The following is a 16,670-nucleotide window of genomic DNA, read 5'->3' on the forward strand; positions in this document are numbered from 1 at the left end:
TTTTTCTCCTTCCTGCCATGAAATAAAAACCATTGATTTTTGATTTAGCCTAACCTAACATATCAAGGAAGCACTAAGATCAGCAAAAATCATTCTCTTATTCCCGGACTGACCACCTTTATGTAAAGGAAACGCCAATCGAGCGTAATCGGGTGACAAGTCAAAACCAAATGCAGCTGACCTTTCAATATTTATCCCCGACAGGGCTGCCGGTAAAAAAGACCAGGAGACGTGGCAGGATGCACACCATTTCCATCAACGATTTTGACGATTTCCTCACAGAAAAATTGATACAGAATTGTGATTCCTACCACGAGAACCAGAAAGCCTGGGAGTCCAAAACAGGCCGTGGTACAGTCAACGAAATGCCTATCCGACCGGGCCTCAACCTTCTCATCGAAAACTTCGAGTTCCGTAAACCCGTGGCCGCCTCCATGGAAGTTCAGCCGTCGCCCATTGAAATCTTCTTCTGCATCTCGGGCTCCCTCCAAGGCCATGTGGACAGGCTTGACAAACAACTGACCATTGATGCGGGAAACGCCAGTTTTTTCCTGGCGCCAAAGCTTGAGTGCGCCACCGTTATTTCATCCGATGACCCCTTAAAGCTCATTACCATCCGCTTTTCACCGGAAGTGCTGTGCACCGAAATCAAGGGCCTTTCAAAGGTCCTCCCTCCCCAGATCACCGCCCCCCGAAGCCTGACGGATGACACAAGCATCATCAGCAACATCCCCATGACTTCGGACATGAAAATGGCCATCATCCAAATCCTCGGCTGCCCGTATACAGAAGCCTTCCGCAGGGTCTACTTAGAAAGCAAAGCCATTGAGCTCATTGTCCTGTACTTTGCAGCCCTGCAACACACCCAAAATGATTTCCACTTCACCGCCCCGGCTTTCACCACAAGCGACATCGCAAAAATCCATGAAGCCAAAGCCATCTTGGGACAAGATTTTGAAAACCCGCCCCAACTCAATGAACTCGCAAGGCGGGTGGGCATGAACAAGGACAAACTCAACCAGGGATTCCACAAAGTCTTTGGAACCAGCGTATTCGGATGTTTCAGACAACAAAAAATGGAAGAGGCCAAAAAACTGCTGGAGAGCAGGGAGATGAACGTCACGGAGGTGGCCTACACCGTGGGCTACTCCCAGCCAGGGACCTTTTCCCGTGCGTTCAAGCAGTTCTACGGCATCAGCCCCAAGGCCTACCATCGGCGGGTCTCAGCTGAGCTTTGAATTTCCGACGGCAACCTGCTTTCCAGCGGGTTGCCCACCTTGTCCGGTCGTTCCCTTCCCCACACAACGCGCTTCCAACACTGCCAACGCAGGGCTGCACCTTTTTTCTGTCGCCATGCAACGTGCCCTCCCCCCGAAAAATGATACGCATAGACCCCAAAGCCGGGGGTGACATCTCTCAGTCAGGGCAGATGCCGCCCAAAGGATAATTTCCTCCACCCCACATTGAGGTCATGATGAAACATTTTCTTCTGTCGCTGTCCCTGCTCATCGCGGCATCCCTTCCCGGGGACTGCCTGGCCCTCCCCACCACCTCGGCCGTCCCAAAGGAAGCCCGCACCATCACCGACAACCGAGGCAGGCACGTGGAGGTTCCCTCAACGATAAAACGCATCGCCTTAAACCACGTGAGTATCTCCGAGGCCCTGAAAATCCTGGGATGCTGGGACCGGGTGGTGGCCCGGGATCACCACACCACAGATGCCCTGGTATTCAACAACCTGCAGGACGTCCCGGTGATCACGCTGCAATCGGGAGGGCCTTACAGCCTCAACCATGAACTGGTCCTTGACACCGCGCCGGACCTCTTCCTGTGCGCGGATATCTCCATGGGGGGCTTTGAAGAGATGGAGGCAAAACTCTCCCCCGGTATCCCGGTGTTTGTGGTGGAACTCAACCGCATCTCCACCCTTGAAGAGAACATGGAACTCCTGGGAAAAGTGCTTGGAAAAGAAAAAGAGACCCGGGCGTTCACCCGGTGGCACCGGAGCCTCGTCCAACGGATTACCGACAGGACAGGGGCGCTGGACGATACCCGGAAGCAGCGATACCTTTTCAAGACCGGGTGGGGGCAATACGACGACATCATGACCTTCACCAACGACTTTGAAGGCATCAAGGAGAGAAACCGCATTATCGGAGGAATCAATGTGGCCGCAGACATCCGGGCCACAGGCGGATGGGTCCAGTCCGTGAACCCGGAGTGGCTCGCGGCCCAGGAGATCGATGTGATTATCTGCGGCGAACCCGTAAGAAACGGCTACGGAGCCCATATTTCTGCCCCAGGCATCGTCGCGACCCAGCGGCAAAACTTCATGAACCTTCCCTATGTGGCCGTCACCCGTGCGGCACAAACCGGCCGGGTCCACATGATCTCCGGGGAATTTTTCGGCACGGCCCGCATCACCGTGGCCAATGCCTATCTGGCCAAATGGCTCCACCCGAAGCTCTTTGAAGATCAAAACCCCCAGGCCGTCTTCCAGGAATACCTGCATCGGTTTTTAAAAACCGACATCAACCTGGATGAGACCGGTGTGTTTACCTACCCATAAAATGTCCGAATTAACGATCAGGAGAAGCGACACCGTGCCCCCGGCGAAACCGGTTACTCCCGCGCCCGATGGGCACGGCACTACCTTTGCCCATCCTACAGGAGCCGATGCTTTGAAATTCGCGGAGAAACCACATCCATGGCGATGGTATTCGCCATAGGGTTTCAAGGTGCTCAACCTTGCCGCCGAAAACTTTTTTTCCTGTTTTATTCATCGAAAACACTCTCAACAGCACCAAAGCACACTTTTTAAGAGCCCATGCAAAGCACGAAAAAGGGCACCCCGCTATCTTGGCACCATGAACAACCCACACCAATAAGAGGTATGTATGGATAACCAAAAAAGCCTTCTCGCGTCCGGCGAAAGGCGCACCCTGATTCTGGCGGGCCTCATGCTTTCGCTCAGCGTCGCAGCGGGCATCGTCCCCTTTGTCTTTGTCATGGAATTGGTCCGCGAGCTGGCGGGTCCCGCCCCGGAGCGGCAGGCTGTAGTGCTTCTCCTCGTGGGTATTGTCGCCGTCCTTACGGTGAAGGCGGTGTGTTACGGTGCAGCCCATGTGCTGGCCCACACCACCGCCTTCAGGGTCCTGGCAACCATCCGGCTTCGACTGGTCCGGCACCTGGAGCGCATGAACATCGGCTTTTTCCACAAGCACAAAATGGGGGAGCTCACGAAAACCCTCAACTTTGATGTGGAACAGGTGGAGCTCTACCTTGCCCACGGGCTTCCGGAAATTGCCTCAGCCATCCTCATTTCCTTTTGCGCCACAGCCATCGTCACCTTCATCGACTACCGGCTCGGGCTCTGCCTCATGGGCATTGTACCCCTTGTCATCATCACCAACCGAATTCTGCAGCGCCACTGGAAAGAGATGTTCGCCGCCTATTTCCTCAGCCTGAAGACCATGTCCGAAGAGCTTATGGAGTACATCGCCACCATTCCGGCCATCAAGGCATTCGGCAAAACCGAGAACCGCACGGAAAAGGTGGTGCGGACCATGAACGCATACAACGACTACGTCCGAAAAATGAGCCTGTCCATGGTGGTGCCAGCGGGCATCTCCGGGGTGATCCTCGAGGCAGGCATCGCCGTCCTTGCCGTCATCGGCTGCCTGCTGCTTCGCAAAGGCGAGATCACCTTATATGAACTGGTCCTGGCCGTTTTTCTCGCCTCGGCATTCTGCGCGTCCCTGGCCCGCCTCTCCCTGTCCAAACACTTCGGCATCGTCTTCAGAAATTCATCAATGAACATCGCGAAGATCCTTAACGGGCGACCTAGGGAATGCCTTTTCCCTGCCGACGGGGAACCCGGGGATATCCGGCTGGAGCAGGTCTCTTTTTCCTACGAAGACAACCGAAACGCCCTGTCGGACGTCAGCCTGACCATTCCGGGAGGCTCTCTGGTGGCCCTCACCGGGGTGTCCGGGGCAGGAAAAAGCTCCGTGGCCCACCTCATCATGGGATTCTTCAGGGCCACCAAAGGGCGCGTGCTCATCAACGGCAATGACATAGGCACCTTCACCGAGAAACAAATCTCAGCCATGATCTCCATCGTGCAGCAGGACGTCTATCTCTTCAACACCACCATCCGGGAAAACATCCGAATTGGAAAAAGCAAAGCCACCGATGCCGAGGTGGAAGCTGCCGCAAAAAGGGCCCGCATCCACGATTTCATCTGCGCCCTGCCCGACGGCTACGACACCCTCACCGGGGAAAAAGGGGCCCGGATCTCCGGAGGGGAGAGGCAGCGCATAGCCATTGCCAGGGCCCTGCTCAAGGACGCCCCCATCATCATCCTCGACGAGGCCACCTCCTCGGTAGACGCCATGAGCGAAACCCTGATCCAGAAAGCCGTCAATGAGCTGAGAAGCGACAAGACCGTGATCATGATCACCCATCACCTCAGCACCATTGTCAACGCGGACCGGATTTTCCTCCTCGACAACGGCACACTCGCGGGCCAGGGCACCCACGCCGAGCTTTACCGGGACAACGCCCTCTACCGACACCTGTGGAACGAAAAGTCCAGCGCGGACACATGGACCATCAAGGAGGCCCATTGACATGACCAGACCACCGTTTTTATCGGATATTGCCAGACACCACCTGAAGCTCATGGCCCTTGCCACCTTCCTCTGGGTGCTCTGGTCCCTTAGCGGCATCGCCATCCTGGCGGTGATCATGCACATGATCTACGGGGTCATGACGGACGCCTCCACCGGCTCCATTGCCCTCCATGCCGCAGGGCTCGCCGTGCTCATCATAGTCAAGGGGTTCCTTTTCTCCGGGGCGGACATTGCCAAGCACTTCGCAGGATACGGCATCGTGGCAAGGCTCCGGGAGGAGATCACACGGAAAATGAAACGGCTCTCCCTGGGCTACTACACCCGGGAGCGTCTGGGAAACGTCACCACCATCATCCATCAGGACATCGAAAGCGTGGAGATGGTCGTGGCCCACATCGGCAGCCGACTCATCAGCGACCTCATCGTGGCCCTCATCACCGGAGGCATCCTCTTTGCCGTCAACCCGGCCCTGGGCCTGTACATGGTCTCCCTTCTTCCCGTGGGCCTCATCGTGCTGGTGGCCGGGGCACGGGCCGGGGGTAAGGGCATGGAACGAACCCGTGACGACATGGCCGACATGGTCAGCCGATTTATGGAGTATGGCCGGGGCATCCCCGTCATCAAGGCCTTCAGCGACAACGACGCCATCCGCACCGGCCTCGAAAAAAGCATTGAGCGCTTCGGCATGAGCAGCAAAGCCTCTGCCAGAACCGCCGCAGGGGTCATCTGCATGTATCAGTTTTTCGTGGAGATGAGCCTGGCGGTCCTCGTCGCAGGAGGGGCCTTCATGGTGCTGGGAGCTCGGCTCTCCATTCTGGAGTACGCCCTCTTCCTCATCCTGAGCCGGGAATTCTACAAGCCCTTTGCCAACGCGGAGATGTACTGGCTGTACTACATCAAGGGCAGGGACAGCTACCACCGCATCCTGGGCATCACACAGGAGCCTGCCGTGGCCTCCTCCGGCAAACACGAAAAACCCGATAGGTTCGATGTCGCCTTTGAGGATGTGCAATTTGCCTACGACCGCGACGGGTTTGCCCTTTCAAACTGCTCCTTTACGGCCGAGGTCAACTGCCTCACGGCCCTTGTGGGTCCTTCGGGCTCCGGAAAGACAACCCTCACCAACCTGCTGCTGCGCTTCTGGGAGATCGACGGCGGCCGCATCACCATCGGCGGAACCGACATCCGGGACATGGACTACGACACCCTGCTCTCCTGCATCAGCATCGTCATGCAGGACGTCATCCTCTTTGGCGACACCATCTATGAAAACATCAAAATCGGCAACCGCACAGCCACCCCGGAGGAGGTGCACAACGCAGCCCGCAAAGCCATGATCCATGACTTTATCATGGGCTTGCCCCAAGGCTACGACACCCTCGTGGGCGAAAACGGGGTGGGCCTCTCCGGCGGGCAAAAGCAAAGAATCTCCATCGCCAGGGCCATCCTCCGGGACGCACCCATTGTAATTCTGGATGAAGCATCCAGCAGCCTGGACCCCGTCAACGAGCGGCAAATCCAGAAGGCCATCAGCAACATGGCCGAGAACAAAACGGTGCTGGCCATCGCCCACCACCTGAAGACCATCGCCAACGCCGACAAAATCGTGGTCTTCAACAAAGGGACCCTGGTGGAGGAGGGAACCCACGCCCAGTTTCTCCGGAAAAAATCCCTCTATCACAGCTTGTGGGAATCCCAGCAACAGGGGCAGGCGTGGGCTGTGAACAATTAAAATGACGCCTCCGGCGACCCTGCCGGGGGCCAACCTTTTAAAAAGGTTGCCAAACAGGTTTTACGAACGGTTTCGGCTCACGCGAACGTTATCGCTACGCCTGCCGCTTTGACCTGACGGATGTTTTTTTCTAAAAGCGACCCGCCGGAGGCAAGCTGAATCATTACTCCAGGCGAAAAACAGTGTTGAACCATAAGGAGACCATCCATGCTCAAAGCAGCCATCCTGTCCATCTCGTTACTGACCATCATGGCAAGCGCGGCCATCTCCCCTGCCCTGGGGATCATTGCCGCTGCATTTCCCCATGCCGATGCCATGCTTATCCGGCTCATCGTAACCCTGCCCTCCATGACCATCATCCCGGCATCCCTTCTATCCGCAAGGCTCACACGGGTCATGAAAAAACGGACCATCCTGTTTCTGGGCCTTGCCCTTTACATGGCCGGCGGCGTCGGCGGTGGCCTGGTATCGAGCATGGACCTGATCCTGTGGATGCGAGGCCTCCTGGGAATCGGTGTGGGGCTCCTCATGCCGGTATCCACCGCCCTGGTCTCCGATTTCTTCAAAGGCGAAGAGGCCGCCAAGATGACCGGATGGGTCACGGCCTCCAACAACCTTGGGGGCATCATCGCCGTGATCCTCTCCGGGTGGCTCGCCTCCTTCTGCTGGAGATACTCCTTTTTCGTCTACTTCCTGGCCCTGGTGGCCGCCTTCTTTGTGGCATGTTTCCTCCCGGAGCCCGAACGGCAGACGCATATCCAGAAGAAGGGGGACAAACTGCCCTCCGTCACCTACCTTGCCGCAGGCGCAGCCTTTGCCATGATGACCCTTTTTTACGTCCTTCCCACCAACATCGCCCTGTTTATAAAGGAGAGCGGCTTGGGGAATGCGGCCTGGCACTGGCCCTGGTGACAGGCTTTGCCTTTGTCTCCGGGTCCCTCTTCGCCAAAACCAAAGGGGTCTTGAACCACCTCATGGCCCCCGTTCAGATGGGCCTCATGGGGGCAGGGTTCTTCCTTCTCTCCGGCTCGCCCACCCTCCCCCTTCTCTTTTTCGCGGTCTCCCTCATCGGCGCAAGCTTCGGGAACCTCTATCCCATGATCCTCCTCATGGTGGTCCACGGCGTTCCAAAGGCGCAGAACACCAAAGCCATGGCCATGGTCAGCATCTTTCTCTTTTCCGGCCAGTTCTTCTCCCCTCTGTTCTTCGGAGCCCTTGAGGGCCTGACACCCTCCCCGGGTATTCCCACCATCTTCGGATGTGCCGCAGGCTTTGCAGGGGCCGCTGCCCTGGTGTTTCTCCTGAAGGCCCTTCGGGACATGCGCAGCCACGTGACAGCCGGCGGCCCTCAGCACCCGTAACCCGAGCATGAAACATCAGCCCGCACCGTGGCTGTCGGGGACAAAAATACCCCCCCAAGGTGTTTGGATACCCCAAGGCGACATATCAGGGCACCGCGTGTTGACGGGCATTTTTTCTACCTGCTAAGACTCTTTCTTCATCAAACTTCGTCAACCCTAATTTTCTTTAGATTGCAAAAGCTAAGGTGACAACATGAACAGACGCTGCGTCAGACAACTTTCGATACCCCTTTGCACTCTCCTTATGGGCATGTTTTTTTCAGTGTCCTGGGTACATGCCCAGGATATTTCGGGCAGGGACATCATGGTCCTGGTGGATGAGTGCCCCGACGGGGACGACCGCATCTCCGAGCTCTCCATGACCCTCATCAACCGAAGGGGGCGCAAGCGTATCCGCCAGGTTGTCTCCTGGCGCAAAGATTACGGCAAAGACACCCGAAAGCTCATGCGTTTCAAAAAGCCTGCCGATGTGGCGGGCACCGCCTTTCTCAGCTGGGACTATGACGACCCGGACAAAGACGACGACAGGTGGCTCTACATGCCTGCCTTGAGAAACACGCGCCGCATCAGCGGAGAGGCCACCAACGACTACTTCATGGGAACCGATTTTACCTATGACGACATGGGGGATCGAAACGTGGACGAGGACACTCACCGTCTCCTCAGGGAGGAAACCCTGGAAGGGGTTGACTGCTGGGTGGTGGAGTCCGTGCCCGTGGATCCCACCGACATGTACACAAAAAAGATCAACTGGATCGACAAGGAAAAAGACCTGCCCCTGAAGACAGAGTACTACGACAAGGACGGGCACTTAAAAACGTACACCGTGGATACCGTGGAAAAGATCGGGGGTTTCTGGACCGTCACGGCCATGCGCATGGAAAACAACGTGGAGCACCACACAACCCTCATGACCTTTCGGGATGTGCGCTATGACACCGGATTGAAAGACAGCCAGTTCAAGGTCAACGCCCTGACCCGGGGGCTGCGTCGATGAGGGTAGTTCCCCTGGCTGCAGCCGCCTGTGCTCTCCTCCTGGCCGCCACATGGGCAGGGGCAGAGCAGCTGCCCTTTGCAGGGTACCTGGAGACCCGTCACGCCGTGCAGGTGAAATCCCCCCATGAATTCCTCGCCTCGGAGACGCGGCTGAGGCTGGAAACCGAGGGCAGCCGGGACGACGCCGCCTTTTTCGCATCCATCAACGCCTCGGAGAACCACATCGATGAGGAGTCTTCGGAGGTAACCCTCCACGAAGGGTACGTGGACTACGCAGGGGATGGCTGGGATGTCCGGGCAGGACGCCAGATTATCATCTGGGGCAACTCCGACGGCCTCCAGGTAACCGATGTTCTCTGCCCCTCGGACTTAACCGAATACGCAACTCGAGACTTAGATGAGATCCGCATGCCCATCGACGCCGTGAACCTCCGGTATACGGGTTCGGGTGATCTCACCATAGAAACCGTTCTGATTCCTTTTTTCGAGCCGGCGAAGCTCCCCGAAGCGGACAGCCCATGGCGCGTGGGCACAGGTCCCGACCCCACCCCCACCGAGCCGGACAACACGCTCGAAAATGGCGAAGTGGGGGTTCGGGCGAGCTGGTTCCTTCCCGGGGTAGACCTCACCTTTTCCTGGGCCCGCCTCTGGAACGACCTCCCCGCACAGGTCGCCGCAGACACCGACCCCGAGCCTTTGGGCTATCGCCGCACCTCCTTTGCGGGCACCACCGTCTCGGTGCCCCTGGGGTCCCTGGTGCTCAGGGGGGAGGCGGCCTGGTTCTCCAGCGCCTCCTTTCCTGCGGCAGAGCAAGGGGCGCCGGATATAGAAAAGCCCCTGATCAAGGCCATTGCGGGCTGCGACTGGTACCCGGGGGAGAACTGGACCTTCACCGTCCAGACCCTGGGGGAACACATTGTGCGCCACAACGGGGACACCACCCAGGATGAAGACCGGGGCCTTGTCACCCTCAGGGTGGCAAAAAAGCTGTTCAGGGAAAAGCTGGAACTCTCGGACATGGGCTATGTCACCCTCAACGACGGAGACCTCTTTAACCGCTTCGAAGCAGACGTTGAGGTCACCGACGGATTCCACGCCATGGCCGGCGCAGATATCTTTGCCGGCACCCGAAGCGGCATCTACGGTCGGTACAAAGACAACACTCAGGTCTGGGTCAAAGCCAAGTACAGTTTCTAACTCACCTCAGGAGATTATCCCATGCTCAACCTTATCAAGATCAACCACGCGTTCCACCGCATGGCGGAGACAATCCTCCGCCTGAGGTGGGTCAGCATCCTTCTCTTTTTCCTCATCACAGGTTTCTGCGTCAGCGGCATGAAGCACATTCAGTTCGACACCTCCTGGGACAACTGGTTCCTGGAAAACGATCCCATGAAAATTGCCGACGACGAGTTCAAATCCATCTTCGGCAACAACGAATACGTGGCCGTCCTCGTAGAGGTGGATGATGTGTTCACCCCGGAGGTGCTCACCGCCATCCGGGAGCTCGGGGCAGAGCTCAAGGCCAAGGTGCCCTTCTCCGACGATGTGCTCTCCATCACCGACTGCGAGTTTACCGAAGGCAACGACGTGGGCCTGTCCATCTCCGACTTGGTCCCCGATCCGGTCCCCCAGAGCCCTGAAGAGCTTGATGTCATCCGCGCCAAGGCCCTGTCCCGGGATCTTTTTGTCAACCGCATCGTCTCCGACGACTCGCGCCAGACCTGGATCCTCCTGCGCATGAAGACCTACCCCGAAAAATGGCGAAACGCCGAAAATGTGGGCCCGGACATCGCGGCCGGGGAGGTGGCCAGCCGGATCATCACCCAGGAAAAATACAAAATCCTCAACCCCAGGGGGGCGGGCCTGCCGCACCTTGCCTTTGACAAAACCGCCTTTTTCAAAAAAGAGACCGTCCGGAACATGCGCCTGTCCATCATTGCCACGGTCATCGTCCTGGCCCTTGCCATCCGGACGATCACCGGCGTGGTGCTCCCCATGCTCATGGCCTTTTCCGCCTTTGTCATCACCTTCGGTATCCAGGGGTTCCTCGGCACACAAATCGACCCCTCCATGATCCTGGTCCCCGTCTACTTAGGCCTTGCCGTGGCCATCGGCTATGCCATTCACCTCTTCGGGTTCTTCAACCGCCACTTTGCCGAAACCGGCAACCGGAAAGAGTCGGTGCTCTTTGCCGTCTCAGAATGCGGCTGGCCGGTCTTTTTCACCGCCCTGACCACCATGGGCGCCCTGCTCTCCTTCCACTTTGTCCCGGTCCGTACCATCCGATGGGTGGGGTCCACGGCCTCGGCCCTGGTGGCCGTCACCTTTGTTCTCACCCTCTTCCTCGTTCCGTCGGTACTGAGCTTCGGAAAAGACCGAAAGCCCAAGGCCAGGCGCGCCCACCACCACACCACCGGGCTTCTGGAGGGCCTCAGTCACAGGGTGCTTGCACGTCCCACCACAACGGCTGCCGTATTCATGACGCTTTTTCTCCTGTGCGCAGCGGGCATCTCCCGGTTCGAGGTCTCCTTTGACATCATCAAGAGCTTCGGCCTGAAAATTCCCTACGTGGCCAAAATCCATCATGTGGCCAACTCCAAGGTGGGCTCCCTCTACTCCTACGACCTCACCGTCACCTTCCCCGAAGCCGGCGATGCCAAGCTGCCGGCCAATCTGGAGACCTTTGCAGAGCTGATCCGGGAGGCCGAGGGGTACGAACTCACCAAGCGGGTCACCTCCCTCATCCCCATCATCAAGGACATGAACCGCTCCCTCCACAGCGGGGACGACGCCTTCCACACCATCCCGGAAAACCGGCAGATGGTGGCCCAGCTACTCCTGCTCTATGAAAACGCAGGGGGTGCCGAGGCGGAAAAATGGGTGGACTACGACTACCAGCGCCTGCGCATGCAGATCGAAATGGGGAATCAGCACAGTTCCCGCAAGCCAAACGGGAACTCGAATCCCTCAAGGCCCATGCCCAGACCCTCTTTCCCCATGCCACCATCGGCCTGGCCGGATCCATCGCCAAGTTCACCTTCATGCAGGCCATCGTCTCCAACGGCCAATTGATCTCCTTTGCCATCGCCCTGGGCGTGGTAACCCTTCTCATGATGCTGGTCTTCGGCAGCATAAAAATCGGCCTCATTGCCATGATCCCCAACATCGCCCCGGCCCTTGCCATCGGCGGGCTCATGGGCTGGGAGACATTCCCCGAGCAGTTACCACCATCACCATCATGCCCATGCTTCTGGGCCTTGCCGTGGACGACACCATCCACTTCATCAACCACTGCCGCCTGGAGTTCCAAAGGACGGGCAACTACGACACAAGCATCCGCCGCACCTTCAACACCATCGGGGTGGCTATCTGCATGACCTCGGTGATCATCACCGCCAACTTTTCGGTTTATACCACCTCGGTGGCCAAGGTTTACGTGCACCTGGGGCTCCTGACGGGCATCGGCATCCTCACGGCCCTGGCCGCCGATCTCTTTGTCACCCCGGCCCTGTTGCTGTGGACAAAGCCCTTCGGCAAAGAGCGACAGCCCCTTGACGCCAAGGCCGAGAAGGCTCCCGATGTTCGCGCTCCAGGTGGGGCGCCTGTGCTGACGGGCTGCGCCCGTGAAACCCGATAATCAACGTTCGAGGTGCCTCCGGCGGTCCTGCCGGGGCAAACAATTCAAAACGTTTAACAAACACATTCACAATAACAGATACAGGCCAGTCAACATCACATTCGTAACCTGCTTTCGAGGTGGCCCACCTTGCCGTCGGAGGCAGGTTTCAACCAAACCATGGCCATGAAAGGAACCCCGATATGACATTTCGATCCATTCTTCTTGCATGGGCTCTGGCGCTCTGCCTTGCGACCACCGCCTCGGCCCACACCCTGTTCATGTCCGTCTACGACAACGAAGACGGCACGGTCACCGTGGAGGGGGTCTTTTCCACCGGATCTGCTGCCTCGGCCGTTGAAATCCGGCTTGAAGACCCCAGCGGAAAGGTTCTCTTAAAAAAACAACTCGACGAATTGGGGGAGTACACCTTCGCCCAGCCGTCGGGAACCTACGACATCGTTCTGGATGCCGGGCCCGGTCATATCGTCCGGGAAGCCGGCCCGGAAAAGCCCAAGGACAAACACGCTAAATGAGGTACCCCATGAAAAAACAACTGGCGATCATCGCCACCGCAGCAACCACCCTTCTCATCAGCGCCAACGCCATGGCCCACTCCCTGTGGGTCAACCTGGACAGTTCGTTTACCCACCCGCCGGGCCATGCGTTGTCCTCTATCGGCTGGGGTCACACCATGCCCCTGGACGATTTTCTGGCATCAGACTGGGGAAATGTGGAGATTGGCCGGTATGTGCTCATCAGCCCCGATGCAAAGGCAACGGACCTTCCCCTTCCGGTCATCAAAAAAGAGAAGGCAACCCGCAGCAACGGGGGCATGGACCTGGAGGGCGGGGATCTGGGCCTCCGCAAGTTCACCCTCACCGACAAAACGAAAAAAGGGACCTGGCAGGTGGTCACCGATTCCAAGGTCACCTATTTCACCCAGTACGTGGACAAAAAGGGCAAGGTGAACATGGCCACCAAACCCATGGACACCATCCGTGGCGCCGCCTCCTTCAACTTCAGTGCCCGCTACAAGGCAGAAGCAAAATCTTACATGACTGTCGGAGAGTGGAGCCAGCCCGGAAAGGCCGGACACGAACTGGAGATCACACCCACCTGCGACCTTTCAAATGTCCGCGTCGGCGACCTTGTCACCTTTGAGGTCACCCTTAAGGGGAAAAAACTCAACTGCGACATGGACGGCATGAACATCCTGAATGCCAGCAGCAACGCCTTCGGAGGCCCCGACCACTTCTGCCTCGCCTCCAACATCATGGACGGCAAGGCCCAGTTCCGCATCCCCGCGGCCGGAGCCTGGCGCATCAGCACCATGGTACGCAAGGAAGTCACCGCCGACAATGAGCTCAAGGACCTGCAAGGCAAATGCACCACGGTCTACTACAGCTCCACCCTGACCTTGAAGGCCAAGCCTTAAGGGGCGGTACAAAAATCAACCTTACAAAAGCGATGCCTCCGGCGGCAAGGTGAGCCGGTTGCCGCTGCGCTTTACCCCTCGTTTCTCGGGTTAAAGCGCAGCGGCATTTAGTCGTAAGGTGTGTATTTATTTTTTATTTGGAGCATTCGTATGAACCTGAACGACATCCCGCCCGGGGAAACCGGCCGGGTAACCACCATCACGGCATCGGGCATGCTGGACAGGCGCCTTGCGGGCATCGGCATCTGCCGGGGTGCGGTGATCAAAGTAATCCGAAGCGCCCCCTTAAAGGACCCCATCGAAATTGAAGTAGAGCGGCTGATGCCTTACCTGAGCATCAGGAAAAGTGTTAAGCCACCTGCGTAGGAATGGAAAAGACATGAAGCAATGCACGCCCTTGGCGGCCCTGGCCGGTCAGCCCAACTGCGGGAAATCCACTGTGTTCAATGCCCTGACAGGGGCCAACCAGCACATCGCCAACTACCCCGGCGTCACCGTTGAAAAACGCTCCGGCACCCTGTCCGCCAACGGCACCCGGACCACGCTGGTGGACCTGCCAGGAACCTACGCCATCACCTCCTACTCCCTGGAAGAGCAGGTGGCCTGCGATTTTCTGGTGGACTGCCGCCCAGATCTGGTGATCAATGTCCTGGACACCACCAACCTCAAACGCAGCCTTCCCTTAACCCTCCAGCTCATGGAGCTCGGCGTGCCCATGCTGGTCAACGCCAACATGATGGATGCGGCCGAGGCACGGGGAATTCGCCTCGACACCGATGCCCTGGGACGTGCCCTGGGCCTTGAGGTGATCCCCACGGCCATTAAAAAAGGCACCGGCAAAGACGCCCTTGAGAGCGCCATCACCCGACGCATGGTCCATGAGCACACCACGGCTGACACGCACCTTGTCCACTACGGGGCCTTGGAACCGGCCATCGCCGACCTCTCCAAAAAGGTGATGGAGATGGCACTGGATCCTGCTGGACACCGCTGGGTGGCCCTGAAGCTCCTGTCCGGGGACCACCGGGCCGACACCACCCCGGGACGGATCCTCTTGCAGTTTGCCTCTCTCTTCTCCCTTGCAGACGGGCACCGCATCGCCTTTCGCTCCGACACGGGCATGGCCCCGTCCCGATACATTGCCGAAAAAAGGAGGGAAAAGGCCTCGGAGATTGCCGAGGCGTGCCTGTCCACCCGAACAAAACCGAAGCGCCCCTTGTCCGACCGCGTGGACGCCGTGGTCTGTCACCGTATCTTCGGCCCGATCCTTCTGGTGGCTGTGGTCTGGCTCCTCTACCAGCTGGCCATTGTCCAGGGATACCGCCTCACCGGCCTCACCTGGCCCCTGCTCCTCAAGGGGAAAACCATCCTGACGACCCTGCTGCCCGATGCAGGCTTCATCCATGATCCCATGGCCCGCGCCCTGGGCCTCTGGGTCGCCGACAGCATCCTGGCCCTTCTCAACTACATTCCCATTTTCCTGATCCTGTTTGCCCTCATCGCCGTCCTGGAAGACAGCGGGTACATGCCCAGGATGGCCTTTATCCTGGACAAGATTTTCCACCGATACGGACTCCACGGTCAATCCACCTTGCCCATGGTTCTGGGCGGGGTCTACGCAGGGGGCTGCGCCGTTCCGGCCATCATGTCCACCCGGGGCATCCCCGACGACAGGGCACGCATGGCAACCATCCTCATCATCCCCATGCTCAACTGCCTCGCAAAAATCCCCCTCTGACCTCCGATCAGTCATAATTTCCCGCAACATAAAGGTGCAGCCCTCTTTTTCATCTCCACGGTGACCCTGTTCATGGTGCTCCCGGTCTCCAGGCTCCTCACGGCAACGGCCCTGGCCCGAAGGCCTGTGGCACCGTTTATCATGGAGATGCCCGCCTATCACCTCCCCAGGGTTCGCAGCGTCATCCAAAGCGCAGTCTCCAAGGTGTGGCTCTTCGTCAAAAAAATCGTCACCGTGGTGGCTGCCGTGGCCGTCATCGTCTTTGTGCTCATCGAATTTCCCGGCCTGAGCGACGAACGCACCGCACACTTTGACCGCAAGGCCCATGAGATCAAGGCAGCCTTTCTTGAAAAGGTCGCAGAGAATCCCCTGGCCGTGGGCATGACCGACGAGAGGGTCGAGGCCCTGGTCCGCTATGCCGACAGCTACAAATCTGCCCGTTTCGGCGCCTCAACCCCGGCAGCCAGGGAAAAAGTCGATGCTCGGTTCACAGACCTCTCTCCTGAATTTTTCACCATGGTCAATCCCGGGAAAAACCCGGACGGCAGACGTATCCGGAGAGACCTGAAAAAACTGATTCGCAGCAGAAAGAAACTGAAACACACCATGCAACAGGAGGTGATGGAATCCAGCTTCATCGGCATGGCAGGAAAGGCCCTGGAACCTGTCACCCGTCACGCCGGATTCTCCTGGCAGTTCCAGACACTGCCTGCTCAGCGCCCTCATGGCCAAGGAGAACAGCGTGGCCACCCTAGGCGCCCTCTACCAGCCGGAAAGCGGCGGGCAAAGCATCTCCGAAGGCATGAAAAACCGGGAGAGAGGGTTTACCCCGTTGCACGCCCTGACCCTGATGCTCTTCATGGCCCTCTACCCCCCATGCCTGCCCGCGGCCATGATGGTCAAGCTCCAGACAGGGTCCTTTGCATGGATGGGTTTTTCCATTGTTTTCCCGGCGTTTCTTGCCCTTGCCATCGCCTCGGGACTCTTCACCCTGGGCTCGGTCCTTGGCCTCACGGGTATGGAAGCCATGGCCGGGTTTTACCTAGTGGCCCTCCTTGTCACCGTTACCGCGGGGCTCTTTCCATTGCGACCCAAAGGAGCCCCATAGATTTAGGTATCCCAAACTTTTTAGCAGCACCTTAAAAAATGTAT

At 58.1% G+C, this 16,670-nt stretch carries 15 protein-coding genes and 1 pseudogene; all 16 read left to right on the forward strand.

Going from position 1 to position 16,670, the window contains the following annotated elements; genetic code table 11:
• The first annotated feature begins 239 nt into the window (after window positions 1–239).
• The 16 genes and pseudogenes from ACOYW2_RS16730 to ACOYW2_RS16805 all read left to right on the forward strand — a co-directional run bounded on the left by ACOYW2_RS16730 (window position 240) and on the right by ACOYW2_RS16805 (window position 16,626).
• Complete coding sequence (locus tag ACOYW2_RS16730) at window positions 240–1,238, forward strand: helix-turn-helix transcriptional regulator (protein ID WP_482767254.1); 999 nt, start codon at window positions 240–242, stop codon at window positions 1,236–1,238.
• Window positions 1,239–1,471: 233 nt separating this feature from the next.
• Window positions 1,472–2,569, forward strand: coding sequence for an ABC transporter substrate-binding protein (locus ACOYW2_RS16735; protein ID WP_482767255.1), 1,098 nt, complete (start codon window positions 1,472–1,474; stop codon window positions 2,567–2,569).
• A gap of 328 nt (window positions 2,570–2,897) precedes the next feature.
• Complete coding sequence (locus ACOYW2_RS16740) at window positions 2,898–4,631, forward strand: ABC transporter ATP-binding protein (RefSeq protein WP_482767256.1); 1,734 nt, start codon at window positions 2,898–2,900, stop codon at window positions 4,629–4,631.
• Between the two features lies 1 nt (window position 4,632).
• The gene (locus tag ACOYW2_RS16745) at window positions 4,633–6,366 is read left to right on the forward strand and encodes an ABC transporter ATP-binding protein (protein WP_482767258.1); all 1,734 of its coding nucleotides are present in this window, start codon (window positions 4,633–4,635) and stop codon (window positions 6,364–6,366) included.
• A gap of 207 nt (window positions 6,367–6,573) precedes the next feature.
• Window positions 6,574–7,278: an MFS transporter gene (locus tag ACOYW2_RS16750; RefSeq protein WP_482767259.1), complete on the forward strand. Its 705-nt coding sequence runs from the start codon at window positions 6,574–6,576 to the stop codon at window positions 7,276–7,278.
• Complete coding sequence (locus tag ACOYW2_RS16755) at window positions 7,275–7,727, forward strand: hypothetical protein (protein WP_482767260.1); 453 nt, start codon at window positions 7,275–7,277, stop codon at window positions 7,725–7,727. The genes ACOYW2_RS16750 and ACOYW2_RS16755 overlap by 4 nt, the downstream gene beginning before the upstream one ends.
• Window positions 7,728–7,989: 262 nt before the next feature.
• Window positions 7,990–8,724, forward strand: coding sequence for an outer membrane lipoprotein-sorting protein (locus tag ACOYW2_RS16760; RefSeq protein ID WP_482767261.1), 735 nt, complete (start codon window positions 7,990–7,992; stop codon window positions 8,722–8,724).
• Window positions 8,721–9,920, forward strand: a complete 1,200-nt coding sequence (locus ACOYW2_RS16765) for a DUF1302 family protein (protein ID WP_482767262.1) — start codon at window positions 8,721–8,723, stop codon at window positions 9,918–9,920. Before ACOYW2_RS16760 ends, ACOYW2_RS16765 begins: the two co-directional genes overlap by 4 nt.
• 21 nt (window positions 9,921–9,941) lie before the next feature.
• Window positions 9,942–11,798, forward strand: a complete 1,857-nt coding sequence (locus ACOYW2_RS16770; protein ID WP_482767263.1) for an efflux RND transporter permease subunit — start codon at window positions 9,942–9,944, stop codon at window positions 11,796–11,798.
• A gap of 166 nt (window positions 11,799–11,964) precedes the next feature.
• Window positions 11,965–12,363 carry an MMPL family transporter gene (locus tag ACOYW2_RS16775; RefSeq protein WP_482767264.1) on the forward strand — a complete coding sequence of 133 codons (399 nt, stop codon included), beginning with the start codon at window positions 11,965–11,967 and terminating at the stop codon, window positions 12,361–12,363.
• A 182-nt stretch (window positions 12,364–12,545) separates the two neighbouring features.
• Window positions 12,546–12,878: a hypothetical protein gene (locus ACOYW2_RS16780; protein WP_482767265.1), complete on the forward strand. Its 333-nt coding sequence runs from the start codon at window positions 12,546–12,548 to the stop codon at window positions 12,876–12,878.
• Window positions 12,879–12,886: 8 nt separating this feature from the next.
• Complete coding sequence (locus ACOYW2_RS16785) at window positions 12,887–13,780, forward strand: DUF4198 domain-containing protein (protein ID WP_482767266.1); 894 nt, start codon at window positions 12,887–12,889, stop codon at window positions 13,778–13,780.
• Between the two features lie 150 nt (window positions 13,781–13,930).
• A complete protein-coding gene (locus ACOYW2_RS16790) occupies window positions 13,931–14,146 on the forward strand; it encodes a FeoA family protein (RefSeq protein ID WP_482419181.1) in 216 nt (71 codons plus the stop codon).
• Window positions 14,147–14,159: 13 nt separating this feature from the next.
• A complete protein-coding gene (feoB, locus tag ACOYW2_RS16795; protein ID WP_482767267.1) occupies window positions 14,160–15,518 on the forward strand; it encodes a ferrous iron transport protein B in 1,359 nt (452 codons plus the stop codon).
• Window positions 15,519–15,590: 72 nt separating this feature from the next.
• Window positions 15,591–15,659 (forward strand): annotated as a pseudogene (locus tag ACOYW2_RS16800) (hypothetical protein); the annotation flags it as partial.
• Window positions 15,660–16,260: 601 nt separating this feature from the next.
• Complete coding sequence (locus ACOYW2_RS16805) at window positions 16,261–16,626, forward strand: hypothetical protein (RefSeq protein ID WP_482771108.1); 366 nt, start codon at window positions 16,261–16,263, stop codon at window positions 16,624–16,626.
• Window positions 16,627–16,670 lie beyond the last annotated feature (44 nt).

It is taken from the genome of Desulfoluna sp. CLI2B (assembly GCF_056847375.1).